At 42.5% G+C, this 23,123-nt stretch carries 19 protein-coding genes; 7 read left to right on the plus strand and 12 right to left on the minus strand.

Going from position 1 to position 23,123, the window contains the following annotated elements; all coding sequences use genetic code 11:
- Positions 1-53: 53 nt before the first annotated feature.
- On the minus strand, positions 54-386 hold the full coding sequence (locus ACS8FA_RS22410; RefSeq protein WP_102091506.1) for a YnfA family protein: 333 nt from the start codon (positions 384-386) through the stop codon (positions 54-56).
- A 221-nt stretch (positions 387-607) separates the two neighbouring features.
- Here ACS8FA_RS22410 and htpX point away from each other — a divergent pair, with 221 nt between their 5' ends.
- Entirely contained in the window at positions 608-1,516 is a 909-nt protein-coding gene (htpX, locus tag ACS8FA_RS22415; protein WP_439267008.1) for a protease HtpX, read from the plus strand.
- A 160-nt stretch (positions 1,517-1,676) separates the two neighbouring features.
- Here the strand turns inward: htpX and ACS8FA_RS22420 are convergent, their stop codons facing one another.
- The 3 genes from ACS8FA_RS22420 to ACS8FA_RS22430 all read right to left on the minus strand — a co-directional run bounded on the left by ACS8FA_RS22420 (position 1,677) and on the right by ACS8FA_RS22430 (position 6,431).
- Positions 1,677-3,371 (minus strand): alpha/beta hydrolase-fold protein, encoded by a 1,695-nt coding sequence (locus tag ACS8FA_RS22420; RefSeq protein ID WP_439267009.1) that lies wholly within the window; start codon positions 3,369-3,371, stop codon positions 1,677-1,679.
- Positions 3,372-3,617: 246 nt separating this feature from the next.
- Entirely contained in the window at positions 3,618-4,892 is a 1,275-nt protein-coding gene (locus ACS8FA_RS22425) for a saccharopine dehydrogenase family protein (RefSeq protein WP_439267010.1), read from the minus strand.
- A gap of 297 nt (positions 4,893-5,189) precedes the next feature.
- Positions 5,190-6,431 carry a carboxynorspermidine decarboxylase gene (locus ACS8FA_RS22430; RefSeq protein WP_439267012.1) on the minus strand — a complete coding sequence of 414 codons (1,242 nt, stop codon included), beginning with the start codon at positions 6,429-6,431 and terminating at the stop codon, positions 5,190-5,192.
- Positions 6,432-6,530: 99 nt separating this feature from the next.
- Here ACS8FA_RS22430 and ACS8FA_RS22435 point away from each other — a divergent pair, with 99 nt between their 5' ends.
- Positions 6,531-7,196: a DUF924 family protein gene (locus ACS8FA_RS22435; protein WP_439267014.1), complete on the plus strand. Its 666-nt coding sequence runs from the start codon at positions 6,531-6,533 to the stop codon at positions 7,194-7,196.
- A 282-nt stretch (positions 7,197-7,478) separates the two neighbouring features.
- Here ACS8FA_RS22435 and rnhB read toward each other — a convergent pair whose 3' ends face one another.
- Both rnhB and lpxB read right to left on the minus strand, forming a co-directional pair.
- On the minus strand, positions 7,479-8,357 hold the full coding sequence (gene rnhB, locus ACS8FA_RS22440; RefSeq protein ID WP_439267016.1) for a ribonuclease HII: 879 nt from the start codon (positions 8,355-8,357) through the stop codon (positions 7,479-7,481).
- 22 nt (positions 8,358-8,379) lie between these two features.
- A complete protein-coding gene (gene lpxB, locus ACS8FA_RS22445; protein ID WP_439267018.1) occupies positions 8,380-9,696 on the minus strand; it encodes a lipid-A-disaccharide synthase in 1,317 nt (438 codons plus the stop codon).
- Positions 9,697-10,125: 429 nt separating this feature from the next.
- Between lpxB and ACS8FA_RS22450 the strand changes: the two genes are divergently transcribed.
- On the plus strand, positions 10,126-11,208 hold the full coding sequence (locus ACS8FA_RS22450) for a 3-deoxy-7-phosphoheptulonate synthase (protein ID WP_102078467.1): 1,083 nt from the start codon (positions 10,126-10,128) through the stop codon (positions 11,206-11,208).
- Between the two features lie 72 nt (positions 11,209-11,280).
- Here the strand turns inward: ACS8FA_RS22450 and ACS8FA_RS22455 are convergent, their stop codons facing one another.
- Together ACS8FA_RS22455 and pepN are read right to left on the minus strand one after the other, a co-directional pair.
- Positions 11,281-11,937: a hypothetical protein gene (locus ACS8FA_RS22455; RefSeq protein ID WP_160022652.1), complete on the minus strand. Its 657-nt coding sequence runs from the start codon at positions 11,935-11,937 to the stop codon at positions 11,281-11,283.
- A gap of 125 nt (positions 11,938-12,062) precedes the next feature.
- Positions 12,063-14,663: an aminopeptidase N gene (gene pepN / locus ACS8FA_RS22460; RefSeq protein WP_439267053.1), complete on the minus strand. Its 2,601-nt coding sequence runs from the start codon at positions 14,661-14,663 to the stop codon at positions 12,063-12,065.
- Positions 14,664-15,112: 449 nt separating this feature from the next.
- Between pepN and ACS8FA_RS22465 the strand changes: the two genes are divergently transcribed.
- The 3 genes from ACS8FA_RS22465 (at position 15,113) to ACS8FA_RS22475 (ending at position 17,384) form a co-directional block, all read left to right on the plus strand.
- Positions 15,113-15,721, plus strand: coding sequence for a DUF6231 family protein (locus tag ACS8FA_RS22465; RefSeq protein WP_439267020.1), 609 nt, complete (start codon positions 15,113-15,115; stop codon positions 15,719-15,721).
- Between the two features lie 141 nt (positions 15,722-15,862).
- Positions 15,863-16,381 (plus strand): peptidoglycan-associated lipoprotein Pal, encoded by a 519-nt coding sequence (gene pal / locus ACS8FA_RS22470; protein WP_261870698.1) that lies wholly within the window; start codon positions 15,863-15,865, stop codon positions 16,379-16,381.
- A 187-nt stretch (positions 16,382-16,568) separates the two neighbouring features.
- Positions 16,569-17,384, plus strand: a complete 816-nt coding sequence (locus ACS8FA_RS22475) for a 4'-phosphopantetheinyl transferase family protein (protein WP_439267023.1) — start codon at positions 16,569-16,571, stop codon at positions 17,382-17,384.
- Positions 17,385-17,521: 137 nt separating this feature from the next.
- Here ACS8FA_RS22475 and ACS8FA_RS22480 read toward each other — a convergent pair whose 3' ends face one another.
- Positions 17,522-18,412: a hypothetical protein gene (locus tag ACS8FA_RS22480; protein WP_439267025.1), complete on the minus strand. Its 891-nt coding sequence runs from the start codon at positions 18,410-18,412 to the stop codon at positions 17,522-17,524.
- Positions 18,413-19,005: 593 nt separating this feature from the next.
- Here ACS8FA_RS22480 and ACS8FA_RS22485 point away from each other — a divergent pair.
- Positions 19,006-19,764, plus strand: coding sequence for an IclR family transcriptional regulator (locus tag ACS8FA_RS22485; RefSeq protein ID WP_439267027.1), 759 nt, complete (start codon positions 19,006-19,008; stop codon positions 19,762-19,764).
- Between the two features lie 129 nt (positions 19,765-19,893).
- Here ACS8FA_RS22485 and mmsB read toward each other — a convergent pair whose 3' ends face one another.
- From mmsB to ACS8FA_RS22500, 3 genes are all read right to left on the minus strand, one after another.
- Complete coding sequence (gene mmsB, locus ACS8FA_RS22490; RefSeq protein ID WP_439267028.1) at positions 19,894-20,838, minus strand: 3-hydroxyisobutyrate dehydrogenase; 945 nt, start codon at positions 20,836-20,838, stop codon at positions 19,894-19,896.
- A 169-nt stretch (positions 20,839-21,007) separates the two neighbouring features.
- A complete protein-coding gene (locus ACS8FA_RS22495) occupies positions 21,008-22,267 on the minus strand; it encodes an enoyl-CoA hydratase/isomerase family protein (protein ID WP_439267030.1) in 1,260 nt (419 codons plus the stop codon).
- 71 nt (positions 22,268-22,338) lie between these two features.
- Positions 22,339-23,121 (minus strand): enoyl-CoA hydratase, encoded by a 783-nt coding sequence (locus ACS8FA_RS22500; protein WP_439267032.1) that lies wholly within the window; start codon positions 23,119-23,121, stop codon positions 22,339-22,341.
- Between the last annotated feature and the right edge of the window lie 2 nt (positions 23,122-23,123).

Here is a 23,123-nt window from a genome sequence, read left to right on the forward strand (position 1 = left end):
GTTCGTCATTGGCCTTTAGCTAAGCACTGCCTTTAATTAAGCTTAGGTTTTTATTAAGCTCCGCGCGGCGCAAACATAATAATCGCCATTCCTAATAGCGCAACTATCGAACCCACTATGTCCCACATGGTTGGTCGTATGCCATTGACCGTCCACAACCATAAAATCGCCATACATATATAAACGCCACCATATGCAGCATAGACCCTGCCCGCAGCAGTTGGATGTAATGACAGCAGCCAAACAAACGCGACTAAGCTCAGCGCACCAGGTATCAGCAGCCAGATTGACTTGCCTTCTCGCAGCCACAGATAAGGCAGATAACATCCTGCAATCTCAGCCAATGCAGTAAGCGCAAATAGCCCAACCGTCTTTAATTCTGTCAAAAATCACTACTCCTCATCTACTACTTTTCTAACCTGCTAAAACCAGTCAGGTATTGTACGGCATTTCCCAGAATAATCACTTTATCTCTGTCACCACTTATAAAAAGCTATTTTGTCTGACATTACAGTCAAAATCACAGTAAAATCTATCATAACAAACAAACCTCTTAGATAACTATCTATCGAGGCCATACCGACATTGTAAATAGGAAGTTAGCATCATGATGCGTATTGGATTATTTTTATTAACCAACTTAGCAGTGATTGTGGTATTTAGCATTGTGTTTGGTATTTTATCGAGGTTTTTTGGAATCGGTGGTGTGCACAGCGCAGGTGGTCTTAACTACATTAGCCTTGCTGTTATGTGTGGTATCTACGGTATGGTCGGCTCGATGGTGTCGCTATTTATATCAAAGTGGATGGCTAAAAGATCCACTGGCACAGTAGTCATAGAATCGCCACGCACCGCTACTGAGCAATGGCTAATCGATACAGTCGCCAAACAAGCGCGAGCCGTAAATATCGGTATGCCTGAGGTTGGTATTTTTAATAATTCGCAGCCAAATGCTTTTGCGACTGGCTGGAATAAAAATAAAGCCCTAGTAGCAGTGTCGTCTGGCTTACTACAAAATATGAATCAAGATGAAGTCGAGGCCGTATTGGCACATGAGATTGGTCATGTGGCTAACGGTGATATGGTAACCCTCGCCCTCATTCAAGGCGTAGTCAATGCGTTTGTAATGTTCTTTGCACGCATTGTCGGCAGTTTCGTTGACCGTACTGTGTTCAAAAACACCAGTGATCGCCCAGGTATTGGGTACTTTATCACTAGTATTGTAATGGATATCTTACTTGGGTTTTTGGCGTCTGCCATCGTGATGTGGTTCTCACGCTTACGTGAATTCCGTGCGGATCAAATGGGCGCAAAATTGGCCAGCCGCGAAAAAATGATCAGTGCGCTTGATGCGTTGCGTCCTTCTGCACAGCGACCAGATCAAATGCCTGAGAGTATGAAAGCATTTGCGATCTCATCAGGACAAACGCAAGGCTTTAGTATTGCCAACCTATTCCGTTCACACCCAACGCTTGATGACCGTATTGCGGCGTTGAGAGAATATAATCCTAATTAATGACAATCGATTTAAAACCAACTTGCTACTTGTTAGCAGGTTGGTTTTAAAAAAATACTTTATATAGAAAATTAGAAGTTAGAGTATGAATACTCAGTCACTATCATTTTATTTAGTAGTAAAAGGCTAAACATTAGCGCTAGTTTAAATAAAAGAGATATTACTTCTTTTCCTTAGACGGAAAAAGCGATACCAAACCATCTCCTATGATTCCTCGCCAAGCAAAGTAATCATGTCCTGCAGCATACTCTTGATAATGTGTATCGTACCTTTTTGCCAATAAAACATCTCGCAGATGACGGTTGGTTCCCAATATACCGTTGCTACCACTTTTACCACGAGCCGTTTCAAACACGCCTGCGCTCAAAAAGAAACGAACGGGTGCCTTATCCATTTTTATTACCTCAGACGCTACGAAGTGTTTATCTTCTGCTGTCTGATCTTTTGGATGCCACCAGTAAGACCCAGACATAGAGATAACATTGCCAAATATGTCGGGGTGACGTAGTGCGATAGTCGTCGCTGCTAAACCGCCATAACTTGACCCTGCAATGACCGTTCTATCCGTTGGTATCGCTACTGGCAATCGTTTATTTATTTGTGGTACTAACTCATTGGCCAATACATCTGCAAACATTGGGTTGGCAGGTAATTCACGTGCACGGGCATCATTATCAGGATTGCTAATAAACACCGCTGTCACTGGTGGAACCTTACCTTCTGCAATCAAATTATCTAAAATCGTGGGCAATCCAACCGTATCAATATAGGCTTCCGCATCAAAGATATATAACAGCACCGCATCATCTTTACTATTCTCCTTGTTGTTATTAACAGTTGGGGAGTAAATGGTGATATCGCGAGTATTGTCCAATGTACTATTGGTAAATTTAAAGGTAGACAACTCTCCTTTGGGAACCTCTGCCTGTCTTTTTATCCAACGCCTATTTGGTGCGTCTTTTAACGTAATAGTAGATTTGGTTGTGTACTTATCAGTGGCTGAACGTGGCCATGAATGGTGATTATAAGGATCGGCTTGAGCCACGGCTTTTATGGCGACTCTACGAGCAAACTCAGACAGAGGTGGCTCAGGGGTATTGGGAGCAATCTGATAGGATAAGTGCGTGTTGTTTGGCACAATAAAGCTTTTGTACCATGTATCAGAGTCTACCAATCGTTGCAATGCATCATGATTGGTGGACGGGCCACCCATTAACTTGACATTGCGATAGTCTCCTCGCGCTAAAAACGTCATCACAGTGCCCAAAGCTGTGTCTTCAATCAGCGGTGTACCTAATACTTCCACTTCCGCCCAAAAGCGATCTGTACTCTGCCCTTTCTGCAATGACTCAAGTAATGCCGATACTCTGGGGCTGAGTAACGTGTCAGAACTGTCTAGAGAATTTCCTAAAGAACCTTTTAAATCTTGCTCTGCTAAACTAACACGTTGTTCGAGCACTATCTGATAAGCACCTGAGCCAGACAGTCGCCAGGTCTCTACACAGTTTTCGGCTACTGAATAGAAGTGTTGTTTGCCACTTTTATTATCAATCAAACGGCGCGATACTTTTCCTGTGGCATCGATAACATCTAGCGTCATCATACTTCTATTACTCTCAACATATCCGGTTAGATAATCGCCTGTATCGCAAGGAACGCTAAAATCTAATGACTTATGCTGTGGCTTGATATCAGCGTTTTCCCTGTTGGAATGATTTAAATCGCCTTTTAAGGGACTTTCAATCGTTAGCATCGTTGCCTCCGAACCAAATGCAGGAAATGACGCCGAATATAATAAAAAGGTAAAGCCTGCTATGGCCCATTTCTTCTTAGGAAGAAATCGTATGTATCTCATTCACTACTCCCTCATTTATTCACTGACAAACATCTAATTTCTACCTTTACAGAATGTCTAGCGAATGATACAAAAGTGAAATACTACCTTATTTTTAATATAGATGATATTGAAAATCATTATCGTTTGATAATTTATTCTGTATAATTAAATAGACAATGACAATTTATTTTTTCTTTATAAAATAAAAAACCCACCTGACTCAATTAAAGTCAGATGGGCTTTTAGAATAGATATAATGACTAACTAAATATCAAACTCAAGCGCTCTATCGCCTTCGCTATCTTTGATACGCGTTGGCAGACCAATCTTGTTGAGCAGATTGATAAATGGCTTAGCATCTAGCTCTTCGACATTGACCATCTTGCCTGCATCCCATTCGCCAGTTGCGACCAGTATCGCAGCAGCAACGGGTGGCACGCCTGCGGTATACGAGATACCTTGGCTACCAACTTCATTGTAAGCATCTTTATGATCTGAGACGTTATAGATAAACACTTCAGTCTCAACGCCATTGATTTTGCCTTTGACTTTGTCACCGATACAGGTCTTGCCTGTATAGTTCGGTGCAAGTGAGCTTGGATCTGGTAGTACTGCTTTAACAACTTTTAGTGGTACAACTTCTTGGCCTTCAGCAGTCATCACTGGCTGCTCAGACAACAATCCCAAGCTCTGTAGGACAGTGAAGACATTAATGTAATGCTCACCAAAACCCATCCAAAAGCGAATATTTGGTACATCTAGATTGGCTGACAATGAATGCACTTCATCATGGCCACTTAGATAGCTGTTTTGCACGCCCACAACTGGCAAATCGTCCGTACGTTTGACTTCAAACATTTTGTTAGACTGCCACTTGCTGTCTTGCCAAGAGTAAACCGTACCGGTGAACTCACGGAAGTTAATCTCTGGGTCAAAGTTGGTCGCAAAGTACTTGCCATGGCTGCCCGCATTGATATCAATGATATCGATATCCGTCACAGATCCTGCATCCATCATGTCATAGCCAAGACGCGCATAAGCGTTGACCATACCAGGATCAAACCCTGCACCTAAAATGGCCGTAACATTGTTGTCTGCACAGCGCTCTTTACGTTGCCACTCATAGTTGTTGTACCATGGCGGTGTCTCACAAATCTTACGTGGGTCTTCATGAATAGCCGTATCTATGTAGGCAGTACCTGTCTCAATGCAGGCTTCTAGTACGGTCATATTGATAAATGCCGAACCAACATTGATGACTATTTGTATTCCGGTGTCTTGTATCAGCTGCACGAGTGCTTGGCTGTCCATCGCATCGACTTGATGCGTATGCAAGACCGCAGCCTGCTTAAAGCTGTCTTTTTCTTTTACACTTTGGGCGATGGCATCGCATTTGTCTTTTGTACGTGAGGCGATATGAATCTCACCAAGTACATCATTGTGCATCGCACATTTATGCGCGACCACTTGAGCGACACCGCCTGCTCCGATGATCAGTACGTCTTTTTTGTTAGATTTGGCTTGTTGGTTTGTGTTCAATGAACAATCCTCCTTTGTGTCCCTGTCGATACCATTGATAGCGGCTATGCAAAACAGAAACGAGTGAATGATATGCGTGAATTAAAAAGGAAGACCGAGGAAAACCCACGCACCCGTCGGGCAAATAATACTCCATTATTTGCCCGACGCGATTATAACAATTTTTATTCCCTTATCGGTAAAAAATATGTATAAAAAGCAGAGATATTAAAATATCTACTAATACAGGTTAAGTATTTGTTTTTTAATAATTAAAATACAAAAACCCGACAATAGCATAGTCTTAAAAGCTAAGGCTTAAGATAGGCTAGCTTTATAATCTTGATAATCAAACTCACGCTGGATATCGATACTACCATCCAATCGGCGGATCACTATCGCTGGCATATTGACCCCATTGAACCAGTTTTTCTTGACCATCGTATAACCGGCAGCATTACCAAAGGCAATCTTATCGCCTATCTGCAAATTATTCGGTAATGCATACTCACCAAAGATATCCCCTGCTAAGCAAGAGCGACCATAGATAATGGTATGGTCTGCCGACTCAGCATTAGCTTCAGACGGTGCGGCTTCTGCAGGATTACCGATAGGCGCAATATCGGCAGGACTATTATTGATCGCAGCAATCGGTGCTGACTCACGGTAAATTAGTAGATCAAGCATGTGTGCTTCAATAGAAGCATCAACGACGGCGAGATTTTTTTGATTATGCATTGTGTCTAACACCGTCGTCACCAACGTGCCCGCGCCGTGAATACTTGCCTCACCCGGCTCAAGATAGACTTGCACGCCATAAGTTTCGCTAAACACTTTTAGTCTGTCGGCGAGCTTTTCGAGCGGATAATCAGGCGCGATAAAGTGAATACCACCGCCCAGACTAACCCACTCAAGCTGCGCTAAGATATCACCAAATCTTTCTTCGATATCAGCCAAGCTTTCACTAAAGGCTTCAAAACTGTCATTTTCACAATTATTATGAATCATGACGCCAGTGATATCGCCAAGTACTGCTGCGATCTTATCTTTATCGTGCTCACCAAGACGGCTAAATGGACGCGCAGGATCAGCGATCAAAAAAGATGAGTTACTGGTTTTTGGATTGAGTCGTAGACCTACAGGTATATTTTGTGCGGCAGCTTGCGCTTTAAAAGCGTTGAGCTGTGAGATTGAGTTAAAGATTATTTTATCCGCATAGTTCAGCACTTCAGGGATTTCGTCTGCACTATAGGCGACGCTATAAGCATGCGTTTCTTTTTTATCGCTACTACTGGCATCATCGTTATTACCAAAGGTTTCATAGCCCAATCTCACTTCATTAAGTGAAGACGAAGTCGTGCCATGCAGATAAGGCTGCATCACATCAAAAACACCCCATGTGGCAAAGCATTTTAGTGCCAATAATGCTTTTGCACCAGACAGCTCACATAGCCTAGCGATGATTTTCATATTGGCAACGATAGCCGCTTCATCGAGCACGTAGTAAGGCGTTGGTGGCAATGTCGCGTTGATAGAATTCTCTAGATTTTTTGCATTCATAATAGATTACCTAATAGACACTCTGCTGTTGCTATCTTGACAGACAGATATAAATATTTGCGCTATAGTAGACTAAATTCATCATAATTAGAATATCTTATGGCACTCTCAACCGATTATTCCACCTCAGCCAGTCGATCCCATTCATCACAATTGGATCCGAAAAATATAGATTTGACTTATCTAGATCCTGATGCGCGTGCCGTGTTGGATTTTTGGTTTGATAAAAACAATGAAGCTTACTGGTTTGAACAAAACGATCGTTTTGATAAGCAAATACAAGATAAGTTTGGCGATATTTGGCACGCAGCAAAACAAGGCGAATGTGTCACTTGGCGTATCGCAGAGTCTTCATTGGATGGTAATAGCTCGATAACGGCGTTGGCAGGACGCTTGGCAGAAATTATTGTGCTGGATCAGTTTTCACGCAATTTATGTCGCGGACAAGCAAGTTCATTTGCGCAAGATGGTATGGCATTAGCACTCGCCCAAGAAGCCATTCAACAGCCTTATTTTGATACTCTACCGATGCAATGGCGTAGATTTATTATCATACCGTTTATGCACTCTGAGTCGGCCATGATTCATAAGCGTTATCTACCGCTATTTGAACAATTAGATGATGAAAATACATTAGATTTTGAACATCGTCACAAACAAATCATCGATCAATTCGGGCGATATCCACATCGCAACGAGGTACTAAATCGCGACTCAACCGAAGATGAAAAAAACTTTTTAAAACAGCCTAATTCATCGTTTTAAGCCACATTTCTAGTATTGCATTAAGATAATCAAAGTTATTACACAAAAATTATAGTATAAAAAGAAGGTCTGAATCATATCACTGGTTCAGACATTCTTTTTTACGATAAATATTTAGAGAGTATTAGATACTTATTAGTAATTTACCTTACCAGTAGTAAACGTAAATGACTGCTGCTCTAATGTTTTATCGTCAACCAAAATATCAAAGCTGACCCCATCATATCTTTAAAACGAGATAATGCATGTTAGAAATCAGCTTTCTATCTACTTCTTTTATAGCTACTGTATTTCTAGCGCTTTTCTTACTGGTGCAAAACTACGTCTATGCGTTGGCAAGACGCCATATTTTTCAATCGCCTCCATGTGCGCACGCGTTGGATAGCCTTTGTGTTTGGCAATACCATATTCCGGATACTGAGTATCCAGTGCATACATCGTCTCATCACGACTTACTTTTGCTAATATACTGGCCGCTGCAATACTAGTATGACGCGCATCGCCTTTTACCCATGCTTGACAATCAACTGCAAATGGCGCTACCTCTAAATTTTTAAAACTATCATAGTTCAAGTCAGGGCAACGATTTCCATCAAACAGTACTTCGACTTTAAATTGATCGAGCGACGTGCTGTTAACATTTCCAGTAGTCGAAAAGCTTTTAAAAATCACTTCTAGCAATGATTCAGTACATAAGCGCATACCAAGCATTGTTGCTTGCAAGATGTTTACTTGGTCGATCACTGCTGCTGGTATATCAGCGATGATATAACCGATAGCATGCTGCTGAACCAATGGATAAAGGATATCGCGCTTTTTTTCACTCAGTTGTTTGGAGTCTGTCAGTATCGACAACGGCGTGTCTTTAAGCGGTTGTTCCTCAATCAAACCTGACCAAGTCGCAGGTAATATTGCCGCCGCCACATTGACACTACCTAGTAATGGGCCGCGCCCTGCTTCATCAACGCCGATTTGTAGTATTGACTGCTCCGTCTCTTGGTTATCATTAGTCAGATATTGAGTAAGCAGCTCAGCGGTATTCATTTGCCCATATAAACGTATGGGCGCTGCTAACTGAATATATTGTCCTTTGACATCAATGTGCTCAATATTGATGTCAATTATTTGAACTGAGCTTTCTGTATGTTGGTTGATATGCATAATATTAGGAGGTCTTTCTCATTTAATTGGGATTAATAGTATCGGTATTTTGGATAAACCACTGTTCAATCACGCTGTTTGCAGGCTCATGGTTGCTTTGCTGTTGTAGCGACTGCTTTGTCACTAGTAAGTCGTGTAATTGCTCGGCATAAGCGCGTGGTTGCAGCAATCGCATCACGGTACGGCAGATATTGTCACCGCTCGCCTGCTCTTGAATCAGCTCAGGCACAATCGGTGCATTAGCCAATATATTAGGCAATGCCACATATGGCACTTTTACCAGACGCTTGGCTATTTGGTAAGTCAACTGATTTAATTGATAGACCACTACCATCGGCCGTTCAAGCAGCATTGCCTCCAGCGTTGCTGTCCCAGATGCCAGCATCACGATATCTGATGCCGCCATGGCATGTTGGCTAAATTCTGGCTGGGTATCATCGTAGACCACCACAATTGCTGCACGCAGCTGCTCTGAGCGTTGGTCGATCACTTCTTGCACGATATATTGATGGTTTTGATCAACCGTTGGAATAATAAAGCACAGCTTAGGATCTAATAGGATTAACTTTTGGATACCATCAAGCATCAATGGCAGAATAGCTGTAATTTCACCGCGCCTAGAGCCTGGCATCACACAAATAAGCTGACTCACATCATCAAATCGTTCGATGAAGAACTGCTGCAACCCATCATTGTCCCAAACGAGCTCACTGCGACGTTGATTGATTGGTGTATCGATAAGGGTCTGATCAATGGTTCGTAGTAAGGGATGACCCACACAGATCGCTGGATGGTTATGTCGCTCATAAACTGGCAACTCAAACGGGAATAGACATAGCACCAAATTGGTCGCCGCTTTAATATTATGGATACGTGACTCGCGCCACGCCCAAATAGAAGGGCTGACGTACTGCACACAAAACACGCCTTGGGGCTTTAGTTTTTTGGACACGCGTAAATTGAAATCAGGTGCATCAATACCGACGAACCAATCAATATTAGCAGCCTTAAATGCGCTCAATAGCTCGCGACGTGCTTTGAGCAAATCCGGTAGCTGCGACATGACCTCAACCAGACCCATCACTGCCAAGCGCTCTAACGGAAAAATACTCTGTAGCCCTTGTGCTTGCATCTTTGTACCGCCCACGCCTACCCAGACAATATCATCACGTAGATTATTCATTTGCCGCATAAAATCTGCGCCTAAGCTGTCACCAGATACCTCACCTGCGACGATGCCTATCACTAGCGGCGTAGCATTTATATTTGCTACTTGAGAATCCTTCTCGGCTTGATGAATGAGGTCAGTATGGTGATGAGACGTAGCAGAATCTGTCATGACAAGCTCTCGATATTAGAAATACACAAAATAAAATAAACCGTTATTATAAAATATAACGCAATAAATCAGCGATACGACCTCATGAATAATATGCGCACTCATCCGTACTGTTTTAATGACACAGTTTAGGCTACCCATCGCTAATGTTGCTATCATACTTGACGATGATACAAATAGCGAAATTCACACATAAAATCTGAGCGTTATGCACCAAAAACTCAACCAACTCTTATTAATAGATAGAAAAACCAAATGCTAAACGTGCATTTAGAACGTCAAATATCACGCTAAGTCTCTATAAGTATAACTAAGTTTTAGTTTTCTCATTCCAGTTATCAGTCAATTAACTGCTCGACTACCCTTGTCAACCAACACTTTTGTCCGCATAATGAATGTTCCTATAAATCAGCTAGACGATATATAACCATGACAACATCAGTTACCCATAATGCAGATATTGACGACGTGAATATTGAAAAATTTATTCCTTTGATTACCCCCGCCGAGCTAAAAGCCGAGCTGCCTCTGTCAGACGACGCGTATAACACTGTACTAAAAGGTCGTAATACTATTCAAGATATCTTGGATGGTAAAGACAAGCGTTTGTTTGTGGTCATTGGCCCTTGCTCTATTCACGATATCAAAGCCGCTCACGAATATGCCGATCGTTTAGCCGTATTGGCAAAAGAAATCGAAGACAGTGTATTTGTGGTCATGCGTGTTTATTTTGAAAAACCTCGTACAACGGTTGGCTGGAAAGGCATGATCAACGATCCTGACATGAATGACAGCTTTGATATAGAAAAAGGCTTGCGCACGGCTCGTAAATTGCTACTTGACTTGAATGAAAAGGGTCTACCTTGTGCAACTGAAGCACTTGATCCAAATACGCCGCAGTACATCCAGGATCTAATCAGTTGGTCAGCCATTGGTGCACGTACCACTGAGAGCCAAACGCATCGCGAAATGAGCTCTGGTTTATCATGCCCAGTTGGCTTTAAGAACGGTACTGATGGTGGTATGACGGTTGCTGTAAATGCCATGCAAGCGGTTAAAGAAGGTCATAGCTTCTTAGGTCTATCATCAGATGGTAAAGTCTCTATCATCAAATCTAAAGGTAACCCTTACGCGCACGTGGTACTTCGCGGTGGTAACGGTAAACCTAACTATGATGAAACTGCAGTAGCTCAAGTTGAAAATGAGCTAGCAAAAGGCAAAACCAATAGCAAGATTATGATTGATTCTAGTCATGCCAACTCAGGTAAAGACCCTTACCTACAACCGATGGTTATCAAAAACGTTGCTGAACAAATTCAAAATGGCAATAAATCAATTATCGGTATGATGATTGAGAGTCACTTAAAAGGCGGCAATCAAAAATTGACTGCTGATTTAAGCCAGCTTGAGTACGGCAAATCGATCACCGATGGTTGCCTAGATTGGGATAGCACCGTCACAGCATTACGTGACTTACGTGATATGGTAAAAGATGTGCTACCAAATCGCTAATAGCTATCCGCGATAATTTATCGTCGAGCAAACCATAAAAAGCCCCTTTCGCACTGATGCGAAAGGGGCTTTTTATTTTACTAAATTCCCTGTTGCTAGCATATTACTTGCTTTATTTAAAAGATTCACATATTTTTGTGTGTTTTTTCCAATCCCATAAAATATAGTCCATAGATCGTCAATATCTGAAAACACTGGAACTGTAACTGGATCAGGTAATAACAACCTTAAACGTATAAGCTCATTAATGTATGTAGCTATATCTTCCTCATTCCAACTAGTGTCCTTATAACTTTCACTTGTAGCTTCTAATCGTCTGTAAGGTATGTCTGTAATATCTGAAATATTATTGTTATGCGTTGTTAGATAAAAATCTACTAGATCATCATCTAAATTTTTTGTAGCTCGGATAAAGTTTACTTTATTTAACTCGTTAAAATCATCTTTATTGCAATATAGTAATGCTAGTGCCATCATAACCCTATTGCTTGTAGTTTGAAGAATAGCATCTGCATAATTTACTAAGAACCTCTCCCCTTCTTTGCTATTTATAAAGTTATTCAGCTCCTCGTTATCTTCGACGCTCATGGTCTCATAATTAGTATCAACATGACTTAAAAACTCTGAAAATCTTCTTATTTGAATTTGCTCACGAGCTTTTATAAAAGTTTCAAAAACTTTTGGGGTTGACTTCAATACACTATATGCTACTTGGCTAATCGGTTCCATTTCTAAGTCTCGCGTAAAGCTATATATATTGACTAACGTTTTTATTGAATAATCTAAAGACTAATCCAGTTAACTGAATTAGCCTTTTATAATCTTCAAAAAAACATGACCTGACTGAATAGAAATCAGCTATTTGCAGCACCTAGCACGCTCTCTAAGCTTTCGAGCACATGCTTAGATGAGACATTCTTTTGTAAATCTATCAGCTGCTCATGCGCCATTTGACGACGCTGCTCAGCCAACGTATTCCAGCGGGCTAGTACTTGCAGTAAGCGTGAGGCTAATACAGGATTGGCATCATCTAATTTCTGAATCACGCCTGTATACATCTCTAGACCTTCTGCCGTCCAGAGTACCGTCGGTTGCGAGCTAAAAGCGCTGATAACCGAACGGACACGATTAGGCGTATTCCAATCAAAGTCTGTGTGCGTCAGCAGCGACTTGACCATATCAGGCGTTACGTCGTCAGCCGCAGCTTGGACACTAAACCACAGATCGATAACCAGATCGTTTGCTTGGAAACGCTCATAGAAGTCCGCTAAATACTTATCTGCACCTGCCAATTGGTGATTGACCATGGCCTTCAGTGCACCAAAGCGCTCAGTCATACAGCTGGCATTATCATACTGCTGTTGTGCCCAGTCTGCTGCAGCATCTACATTGGCAGTCAACGCCATATCGAGCACGACATTACGCAGCGCACGAATACCTCGAGCTTCAGCGCTATCCTCATAAGACTGCATTGGCAGGTTGTTGTACAGCTCAGCCCATTGGCCTTTTAACTTATCAGCCACTTGCTTGTATAGCCCATCGCGCTGCTCTTTAACCAACACTGGATCGTAGTCTTTAGAAATAGCAGAAGCCAGCTCTTGCGCTGATGGAATATCAAGCAATCGTGCCGCTAGCATCGCATCGTCAGCCGCTAAGACAGGCAACGTCTGCGCCAATGCTTCCAAATATACATCAGGGCTGCTCTTCGTACCTTGGCCTTGCAGCAAAATACGATTTACCAGCATTTGAGTTACTTGCCAGCGGTTAAATCCATTGGTTTCATGCTTAAGCAAAAACGCTAAATCTGCATCCTGATAGTCATAGTTGAGCTGTACTGGCGCACTAAAGTCACGTAGTAATGACACAACAGGCTCACTCGCGACATTCTCAAACACAAACGTTTGCGACGCCTCGTCAAGCAATAACATACGTTCAGCGACGATAGCGCCTGAGTCTTTGTCAAATAAGGCGGTTGCTACAGGTATCGGCAATGGTTTTGGTGCATCAAAGCCTTTGACATGGCGTGTCTGCTGATTCAAGGTAATGGTCAGCGTCTGTGCTGCGCTATCATAGGTTTGAGAACCTGATACCACTGGCGTACCAGGTTGACGATACCAATCAATAAAATTCTCGATTTTATCATCAGTGATACTGAGTGCTGATAAAAAGTCCTCAACCGTTACTGCTTGTCCATCATAACGACGGAAATACTCATCTGTCCCTTTACGGAAGTCATCCGGCCCTAACGTATTGGCAATCATACGTACAATTTCAGCGCCTTTCTCATAGACAGTCGTTGTATAAAAATTATTAATCTCAACGAAGCTCTCTGGACGTACTGGATGCGCTAATGGACCTGCATCTTCGCTGAATTGATGGGCACGTAGGGTGGCTACGTCATCAATGCGCTGTACCGCACTTGACTGTTGATCTGCTGAAAATGACTGATCACGGTAAACGGTAAAGCCTTCTTTCAAACAAAGCTGAAACCAATCACGGCAGGTGATGCGATTGCCTGTCCAGTTATGAAAGTACTCATGAGCAATAATGGCTTTTACGCTAAAGCTGCGCGCATCGGTGGTCGTCTCAGGGCTAGATAACACACAGGCGGTGTTGAAAATATTGAGACCTTTATTTTCCATTGCACCCATATTAAACTGGCTGACCGCCACAATCATATAGCGATCTAGATCGTAGGCTCGCCCGTAATTGACCTCATCCCATTTCATCGCATCTTTCAAAGCTTGCATACCGACATCGCATTTATCGATATCAGCAGACTTGGCGTACAACTCAAGCAATACTTCTCGACCTTCGCTGGTCGTATAAGAATCTGTCAATACATCTAAATCGGCAACCACACAGGCAAATAGATAGCTTGGCTTATTGGTTGGATCGTGCCAGATGGCATAATGACGGTCGGGCGCATCGGCTACTTCACCTGCTTCGACTAAGTTACCATTGGCCAACAACGTCGGATAGCGCTTATCCGCTTCGAGTCGCGTGGTAAATATCGCCAACACATCAGGGCGATCCGGATAAAAAGTAATCTTACGGAAACCCTCTGGCTCGCACTGCGTCACAAACATCGTGTCGTCGCCACTGCCCGCCATGTATAAGCCTTCAAGCGCGGTGTTGGTCTGTGGGCAGATACGTACTTGAATATCTAAAGTAGCTCGCTCAGGGGCATTATAAATCGTCAGCTTACCCACTTCCTGCTGATAATCATCAGTGCTCAGCGTCTTACCATTCATCGTAATCGTTAGCAGCTCTAATGCCTCACCAAATAAGACGATATCCCCTGCTGTCTGACGTACCATCTCAAGCGTACTGTCTACCTGCGCGTAGTCTTCAAACAGTTTGATATCTAAATGTACCGTATCGACATCAAAACTTGGTTTGGTATAGTCTTTTAAGTTAATCTTGCTTGGCGCATGGGGCGGCACATCTGGCATTTCAGGATTGATGATTTGTGCATCAGTTTCAGCAGTAGACATATGGTGTCCTATTATTATCGATGGTTTGGTTATAAGTTATTTTTACTGGGGATAAGTAATATAGTAATGAGCAATATAATAATGAGTAATATCATTTCGCTATTTGCAGGTGACTCTAGTGCAAATAAAGACTTAGTCTTTAGGCTAACTAATCAGCTAAGCACTTAGTAAACTAAGCACATAGACAAAGCTTTGCAATGATTAAGCTAATTTTTATTACTAATTTGACTTTCTCGTTAAGCTTATAGCTAGATTGACCTAAATCGCCAAATTTCAAGTATGTAAAGTAAGATATCGTCAGTTCAAGATGATTTGAATATGAAACATACGTTATCAATTGGATAATGTCGTTGAAAATGATTTAATAGTCATACTGATGACCAATCATTTAACTAACGGCTTATTATATGACAAAAAATACGGTGAAACGCGCAGACATTACCCTACCTTTGCTTATAGAGTATGTTGACGCGCTACTACCCTCATTGACGGCTCAGACAGAACAGTCACCTGAGCATAACAAAGATAATAGTGAAGCATTATGGGTAACACATAACCATGCGGATTTATTAGCACTACAAGCACAACTTGACGATACTACATCTATTAATGAGAACACTGAAGCGAAGCTGAACGCACGACACTTATCAACGTTATCAGATCTTGCTAAACAGCATGTACCTGATCGTTATGAGCTTGCTTGCTTTTGGCTACCCACCTTGTCAGAAGAGCTAACTCAGCACTATGTACCGCTACTCATGCGCTACCGTGACCTGTATGCCGCGCACTTGCTTATTGCATTGGACAGCTCTGTAGACTTAAAACCTTATGGCTTTACACCATTTGATATATTGAATGAGCCGTCTCTAAATATTGATGATATTCAATCTATTACCTCATCAGCCGTTACTGCGACGCTTTGGCAATTTAATCTATATGACTACAAACAACTACCAAATTGGCTCAATGCTGATTACTGGGCCAACCCTGAAAACTGGGGCAAGCACCGCTGGTAATACGCTCGATTTTATCTATCGTAATTTACAGTAAAAATACTTACATAAATTAACATTTAGTATATTATAGATAGAGATTGCCTAAGTTTTATCGGAAGCAGTTTAAAAAAACAAATTTAATTAAAATTTTAGGAGCTCGTCATGTCAATCAGTTTTTCTAAGATCGCTGTTCTTGCTGTATTATCAAGCGCCGTTGCACTAACCACTGGTTGTGCTACCAAGCGCACTACTTCAGAAGTTGTCGTTGCCCCGCTAGGTATTCCAGGTGGACAAGTTGGCTACAATGGTGCGGTTATCGTTGATAACTCAAACGCTGTCATCACGGGCGCTGAGAATATTCAAGCAGTGGTCTACTTTGCCTTTGATAGCAGCGAAATTACTGCTCAATCAGCGAGCGTCCTTAACCAACACGTAAGCCTGTTAAATTCAAACCCAGCAGCGACTGTCGTTATCGCAGGTCACACTGATGAGCGCGGTAGCCGTGAATACAACATGGCACTAGGTGAGCGACGCGCACAAGCTGCCCGTAACTACCTAGCTGCTCAAGGTGTCACTGCAAACAACATCCGTGTCATTAGCTATGGTGAAGAGCGCCCTGCAGCAGCTGGTAACACTGAAGACGCGTATGCACAAAACCGTCGTGCTGAGCTGTCTTACTAAATTGTGACTTAGCGTTATTTATAGCGTTCGATGATTAAATAAAAGCCCAGCAATAGTATATTGCTGGGCTTTTGATATTTTTGACCAGATAATTAAATATAGATTATTTAGATAATACATAGCGTTTAGACTTATACAATTTTATATACTCAACTCCAAAATAATCTTTTTTGATGACTATTAATATATGCTGACTTCCAACCTTACCCAGATACAGTACACTCAACTCGACACTACGACATGGTGTGTGACGGCTCAAGTGAGCGAGTCAATCAGTCATTTAGTCACTGGAAGGTTGTGGAATAAGTCATTATGGTTGTCATCATGCAATACGTCATATAAAAACATAATCAAGTTCAGTAGCTTAAACTGGCAATATCAGGTGGCGACAGCAGCACCTAGACACTCAGTACCTGCTCTAGCACGTAAACAGCGTCAGCAGCAGCGGCAAGGCGTCAGGCAACTATTACAAGAGCTGCTCAAAAAATTAGAAATAGATGACACCTTGGATGAGTCAAGCTTTCCCTATCGGCTCGTTAATAGTCAGCATTATGTATGCTTCAGCCATACAGACGCTAGTAGTTCAAAGCAAACCACAGAATCGAATCAGACAAATTTTACGCGTTTACACAGTAAAATAGCGGTTGTTATTAGTCGTCAGCGTCCTGCCGGTATCGATATAGAGACCAATAATATTGCGTGGCATGTAGTCAAGCGTTTCTATTCAGAAAGCGAGCTAGCCATTTTACAGGAGCTATCTACAGATCAGCGAGAACGCACTGCCAAACTGTTATGGCAAATAAAAGAAAGCTTTATCAAAGTCAACCAATATACATTAGCTCAAGGTCTGGGTATGGATTACTCTCACCTTATTCCTAGCTTAATCGAGAATGATAAAGAGATTAACTCTACCTCTGTACCCAATGATAGTGAGGATGCTAACTGCCAATCTGTTTACCGCATTGCCGCGTTACAATCTCAGCAAACTGTCATCGTTTTTTGAGCAAGGTCTTTTGAGTAAAGTTCAAACCTGATTTTTAGCATATCTTTTAATACTTTATTTTAAGCATAAAAAAAACGACCCTAAAAAGGATCGTTTTTTTACTTTCTACTAACGACAGTCTTTAAACTGTGATTAGATTAGAAACGGTAAGTTGCACCAAGTTTAACAATTGGGAACCACTCTAACCAATCTTTATCTTCTAAGTCTGCTTCTGCCTTACGAGCTGCGTCCTGTGCCGCGACAGTGTTACCTTCCTCACCAGTGTAACGTACTGTTGCATCTACTTTACCCAAATAAGCTGCACCAACTTCACCAAATACACCAAAGTTATTGGTAATGTTAGGACGGAAACCTACCGTTAGATAAGGAGCAAGTTTATTACGATGTTCTAGAGAACCTTCTAAATTGCCAACATTTTGGCCACCAAAATCATCAGCATTTGCTTGTTCAACTTCTGCTGTGCCAGCATAATATTTTTGGCCATCAATACTATAGTAGCCTTCACCTTCAGCATTTGCACGCACATCAATATCATTGTCAGGAACGATGATACCAGCACCCATCGTAAACCAGTTACCAGTAGGACGCAATTGCACACCTAAGTAAGGATTGCTAAAATCACTATCAACATCATAATTGATGTCATTTGCGTCAAAATCACCGCCGAAAAGGTCAGCTACATCGCCACCTGCCCAACCAGCTTGCAATTCAGTTTTTTCGTTAAGTGACCAACCGATGTTCGCACCATAACCTAGAGTACCAACTTCAGCGCTAACTGATGCTGGGTTGATAGCTGTTTGGAACAAAGTTTTAGTGCTACCAAGTACCGCACCAGTAGTGTTGCGTACTACACCAGCGTCAGCATTGTATGCATAAGCAGCAGGTTCTGCTTGATAAGCTACAGCAACTGGCTCAGCTTCATATGCAACTGCAGCGTTGTTATCAACAACAATAACTGGATCAGCAGCTAGTGCAGCAGTTGATGCTAGAACAGCAGCAGAGATTGCCGTCAATTTAATCAATTTCATAATTATTCTCCTAAAGTGTGAAATAAACCCGCCCATAAAAAACGATGATTGTGCTTTTTTTAAACCATCATTTTGTTGAGGTGATTAAAACAATTCTGACTTGAAAAGTCACCCCTACTGATGCTGTTTTTATTTGCCATTATGTAAAGATTGCATAGGTACTGTAATAATTGCTACACCAATCTGTAAAAATTCGCTTTTATGTTACATAACGTCCTTAAAGTAACCAAACAGCGTAAACATGAGACTTCGCTTGCTTAATGTTTATGTAAGGGTATTGCAAAACATGTCCGCATAATTATCTAGAACGTACTTTGAATCAATGACAGTTATATGGCTTAACCTTACAGAATAGTGTGCCTTGTTAGTTGACGTATCTATTGTTACTTATATAAGAAAATCTACACCAACAAATAAAACGATATAAATGATCTCATATAACGCGACTAACGCTTGCCTCAAGCGGATATTATGCTAAATTAGTTGTTATAATAGATTTGTTATAGAACGTCAGTATTGTCACCATTTGTCTTATTTATGAAAGTCTTGTGATACTACCTGCTCTATTTCTTTACTCCTACTGAGTCATATATATGCCTAAAGTATCGTCGATTACCCGTGTCCTAGAAATCATCGAAGCAGTGTCCTATGCTTCAAAACCGCTTTCTCCACTAGAGCTCTCACAAGAGCTAGATATCCCTAAACCGACCATTCATAGATTGATTCAAAACTTGGTTGATGATGGTTTTTTGACTGTTGATATTGGTGGCGGTGTTATCCCTGGTAAGCGCGTACGCAATTTGAGCGTTGAGCTATGGCAACAGCGTCTGTTTTTTAATGAGCGACAGATGATTTTGCAAAAACTCGTTGATGAGCTCAAAGAAACTTGTGGCATCGGTATTCCTTATCATATGAATATGATCTACACCAACCGAGCACAGACGACGTTACCGCTACAAATATATCTTCCTGTAGGTGCAAAATCTCCGATGTGGTGTACCGCGACAGGCAAGCTTTATTTAAGCCAATTGTCTAAGAGCAGCCGCATGAAAATACTGCAGGGTTTGCCATTAGATAAGTTCACCAAAAACACCATCACTGATATCGATGCATTGAATATCGAGCTGGATCATATCGCTGCCACTGGCGTCGGTATCGATAATGAAGAATTTATATCTGAGATGGTGGCAGTCGCTGTACCTATCTTGGATAAAAAGCAACGCTATCTGGCCTCACTCTACTTACACGCACCAACCATACGCGTCTCATTAGATGATCTACTAACTCATGTACCATGCCTACAGAAAGCAGCTCAAGACGTGCAAACGCTCGTCTACGATCTGCAAAGCTAATACTATCTATTAGTCATCAAAAAAGGTCTACGCTATGATTTTAGCGTAGACCTTTTTCTTTTTAGCAAATGCATTTTTTTAATTAACGCCACTTACTAGTGATACGAAAAATTCTTAATATTAGTATGTTTAAGACAATAATGAGACATCATGACGTCCGATAATACTAGAAAAATCTTTATCACCATTCTCTACAGTATGTGAGGCATATAACTCTGTTGCTTTGGCACCCATTGGCGTTTCTACTTCAGTGTCTTGAGCTGTCTGCATCGCAAGGTTCAAATCTTTTTGCATCAATTTGCTCATAAAACCGCCTTGATAGCCATTGCTAGAGGGCACATTTTCCATGACTTTCGGGTAAGGGTTATAAACTTCTAGTGTCCAGTTACGCCCTGAGCTCTGCAGCATGATGTCTGATAGCACCTTGGGGTCTAAACCATTCTTGACGCCTAGATTAATCGCTTCTGCCGTGCCTGCCATCAGAATACCTAACAGCATATTGTTGCAAATTTTTGCGACTTGTCCTGCGCCGTGCTCTCCAGCATGAAAGATGTTTTTTCCCATCACGGCAAGTATTGGCTCAGCCTTAGCAAAAGCGGCAGCATCGCCGCCGACGATAAAGGTCAAACTACCAGCAACTGCCCCACCTGTACCACCAGAAACTGGTGCATCCAAGAAGTCTATACCAAGCTTATCTGCCGCCTCTGCCACTGTCCTTGCATCAGCCGCCGCAATCGTACTACTGTCAATCACAAGCGTGCCTTCTGGCAACTCTGCTAGCAGACCATCAGAGCCACTATCACCCAAGTACACCGAATGTACATGCTGACCTGCAGGCAACATACTAATCACAACTTGAGCATTACTTGCAGCATCTTTAGGACTTTTTGCGACACTAGCCCCTGCTTGTGCTAGGCGCTGGGTTGCAACCTCAGATAAATCAAAGACAGATAGCTCGTAACCTGCCTTTAATAAGTTCTCTGCCATTGGCGCACCCATATTCCCAAGTCCAATAAAGGCAATACTTGGTTTAGAGTTATTATTATCCATCGTACTTGTATCCTTTGTACCCATCTCATCACTCCTTGATGATTTATGATGTAGCTATTGCTACATATTATCTAACAGTATTTATTAGTGAATATTGCTTATTAATGAATGCTGCTATCTTATGTCTTAGCATCATTCTTCAAAGCGTTATAAAGTCGCTGACTGTTTTACGTTATAAATTTCTTTTAGGCAGTTAGCGGACATACTGACTACCCAAGGCGTCATTACCCAGCCAATCGCCCAAAGGATGCTCACCTTTTGAATAAGGATTGACAAAATGCTGGTCGATATACGCCTGCCCTTCTACACTGAGACAGTCTACTAATGAGCGCGACCATTTAGGACTTCTATCTTTATCAATCAATAGCGCCCGCACGCCTTCTTTAAAATCAGGATTGGCCGCACAATGTACTGCGACGTTGGTTTCTAAATACAGCACTTGTTCGATAGATAGGTCAGCGACTTTATAATAGAGCGCATAGGTCAATGCTGCCGTCACTGGGCAGCCATGGCGATAGGTGGCGACTGCGCGCTGCATCCAGCTGTCTTCTGCAAAGTCTTGGTTTAGCTGTGCGAGCGCTGCATCGCTTTGTAGCAGCGCATCGATATCAGCCAGACCACCACTATTCATCAGTTGCTGAATAGGCTGCCAGTATGTTGCAAGCTTACTATCTGGCAGTTCGGCTACTGGCAACTCAGCAAGCGCACGGCTGACAATACTATGCGCACTATTGTCATGGCACTTATTTGAACTGCTCGTGTTATCGACTGCCTGCCAGTCGCTCTGTCTTAGGCGCTGCATGACGGTATCATAATCCTGACTGGCAACGGCATACTCTGCCAGATTGGCCAATAGCGCATCGCTGCCATTACACATCGCGCCAGTTAGACCTAAAAACAAACCCGTCTTAGCAGGCATGCGCTGCAAAAACCAACTGCCAGAAGCATCGGGAAACAGCCCAATGGTGACCTCAGGCATGGCAAAACGTGTGCGCTCAGTGACCAGACGATGACTACATCCTGCCATCAGCCCCATACCGCCGCCCATGATGATGCCATCGCCCCAAAGTATTAATGGTTTCGGATAAAAGTGCATTTGACGATAGAGACGGTACTCGTAACTAAAAAACTCAGTAGCATACGGGTTTGGTATTGGCGCATCAGTAGACATGCTGTCATAGAGCTTACGAATATCGCCGCCCGCACAGAACGCTTTGTCGCCTGCACCTTTTAATACGAGCGCCACCACTTGATTATCATCTTGCCACTGCTCTAGCTGCGCTGATAGCAATTGACACATATCAACGCTGAGCGCATTAAGTGATTTGGGTGTATTGAGTGTCATGACTCCAATCAAGTGCCCGCAATCTGTCGGTTCAGTACTGAACAATACAGAGGCCTCTTGCTCGGTATTGTTCGAAGAGTTTTGGGTATCGTCGGTAGCTGCTGTCATAAAAGTGACCTACAAAGTTAAAAAGTTAAATAATGTCATGAGTGTTATGACCCAAGCATTTTAAGCAATGCTTATTTGTTTTGCCAATTGGGTTTGCGTTTTTCTAAAAAGGCCTGTACCCCTTCGCGCTGATCGTTGGTATCAAACAACTTCACGAAAGCTTCACGCTCATGGATGAGGTTCTGCGCAGGCGGGGTGTCTCTAGCCGCTTGAATAAGTTTCTTGGAATAACTGACGGCGACGGGTGATTGCTTAGCGACTTTTTTTGCCAAGGCCTGAGCGACTGGTAAACCTTCACCTTTTGCAGCGACCTCTTCAACCAGACCGATACGCAATGCCGTATCTGCATCGACCCGCTCACCGCACAGTATCATGCGCTTAGCCCAACCTTCCCCTACTAACATAGCTAGGTTCTGTGTGCCGCCAGCACATGGCAATAATCCCACGCCCGTCTCTGGCAGTGCCATCTGGGCGTGCGCTTCTGCGATACGGATATCACATGCGAGCGCACACTCTAGCCCGCCGCCCATCGCATAGCCATTGATGACAGCGATACTGACGCCACGATAGGTAGATAGCGATTCAAATGCTTCACCAAATGCAATCGCCATACTTATTGCGCGGCCTTTATCGCCGTCTGAGAAGTTGTTTAAATCTGCACCAGCTGAGAAGAATTTTTCGCCATCTCCATGCACGATTAATGCGTAAACATCGTCGTTGGCATTGAGATCTGTGATGAGCTGCTTAAGTGCTTGCAGACTGTCCATCGTCCACGTATGTGCCGGTGGGTTGTTCAACGTCAACGTTGCGGTATGGCCATCAATTGATAGCTGTAGATTTGTATAATCTGTCATAA

The sequence above is a fragment of the Psychrobacter sp. 1Y1 genome, assembly GCF_051847395.2.
In the GTDB taxonomy this organism is placed as follows: Bacteria; Pseudomonadota; Gammaproteobacteria; order Pseudomonadales; family Moraxellaceae; genus Psychrobacter.

Bases quoted from the DNA above. Each gene is read 5' to 3' on its own strand.
- htpX (WP_439267008.1), top strand. From the start codon at position 608: ATGATGCGTATTGGATTATTTTTATTAACCAACTTAGCAGTGATTGTG.
- ACS8FA_RS22420 (WP_439267009.1), bottom strand. From the start codon at position 3,371: ATGAGATACATACGATTTCTTCCTAAGAAGAAATGGGCCATAGCAGGC.
- ACS8FA_RS22430 (WP_439267012.1), bottom strand. From the start codon at position 6,431: ATGAATGCAAAAAATCTAGAGAATTCTATCAACGCGACATTGCCACCA.
- ACS8FA_RS22435 (WP_439267014.1), top strand. From the start codon at position 6,531: ATGGCACTCTCAACCGATTATTCCACCTCAGCCAGTCGATCCCATTCA.
- rnhB (WP_439267016.1), bottom strand. From the start codon at position 8,357: ATGCATATCAACCAACATACAGAAAGCTCAGTTCAAATAATTGACATC.
- lpxB (WP_439267018.1), bottom strand. From the start codon at position 9,696: ATGACAGATTCTGCTACGTCTCATCACCATACTGACCTCATTCATCAA.
- ACS8FA_RS22450 (WP_102078467.1), top strand. From the start codon at position 10,126: ATGACAACATCAGTTACCCATAATGCAGATATTGACGACGTGAATATT.
- ACS8FA_RS22455 (WP_160022652.1), bottom strand. From the start codon at position 11,937: ATGGAACCGATTAGCCAAGTAGCATATAGTGTATTGAAGTCAACCCCA.
- pepN (WP_439267053.1), bottom strand. From the start codon at position 14,663: ATGCCAGATGTGCCGCCCCATGCGCCAAGCAAGATTAACTTAAAAGAC.
- ACS8FA_RS22465 (WP_439267020.1), top strand. From the start codon at position 15,113: ATGACAAAAAATACGGTGAAACGCGCAGACATTACCCTACCTTTGCTT.
- pal (WP_261870698.1), top strand. From the start codon at position 15,863: ATGTCAATCAGTTTTTCTAAGATCGCTGTTCTTGCTGTATTATCAAGC.
- ACS8FA_RS22475 (WP_439267023.1), top strand. From the start codon at position 16,569: ATGCTGACTTCCAACCTTACCCAGATACAGTACACTCAACTCGACACT.
- ACS8FA_RS22480 (WP_439267025.1), bottom strand. From the start codon at position 18,412: ATGAAATTGATTAAATTGACGGCAATCTCTGCTGCTGTTCTAGCATCA.
- ACS8FA_RS22485 (WP_439267027.1), top strand. From the start codon at position 19,006: ATGCCTAAAGTATCGTCGATTACCCGTGTCCTAGAAATCATCGAAGCA.
- mmsB (WP_439267028.1), bottom strand. From the start codon at position 20,838: ATGGGTACAAAGGATACAAGTACGATGGATAATAATAACTCTAAACCA.
- ACS8FA_RS22495 (WP_439267030.1), bottom strand. From the start codon at position 22,267: ATGACAGCAGCTACCGACGATACCCAAAACTCTTCGAACAATACCGAG.
- ACS8FA_RS22500 (WP_439267032.1), bottom strand. From the start codon at position 23,121: ATGACAGATTATACAAATCTACAGCTATCAATTGATGGCCATACCGCA.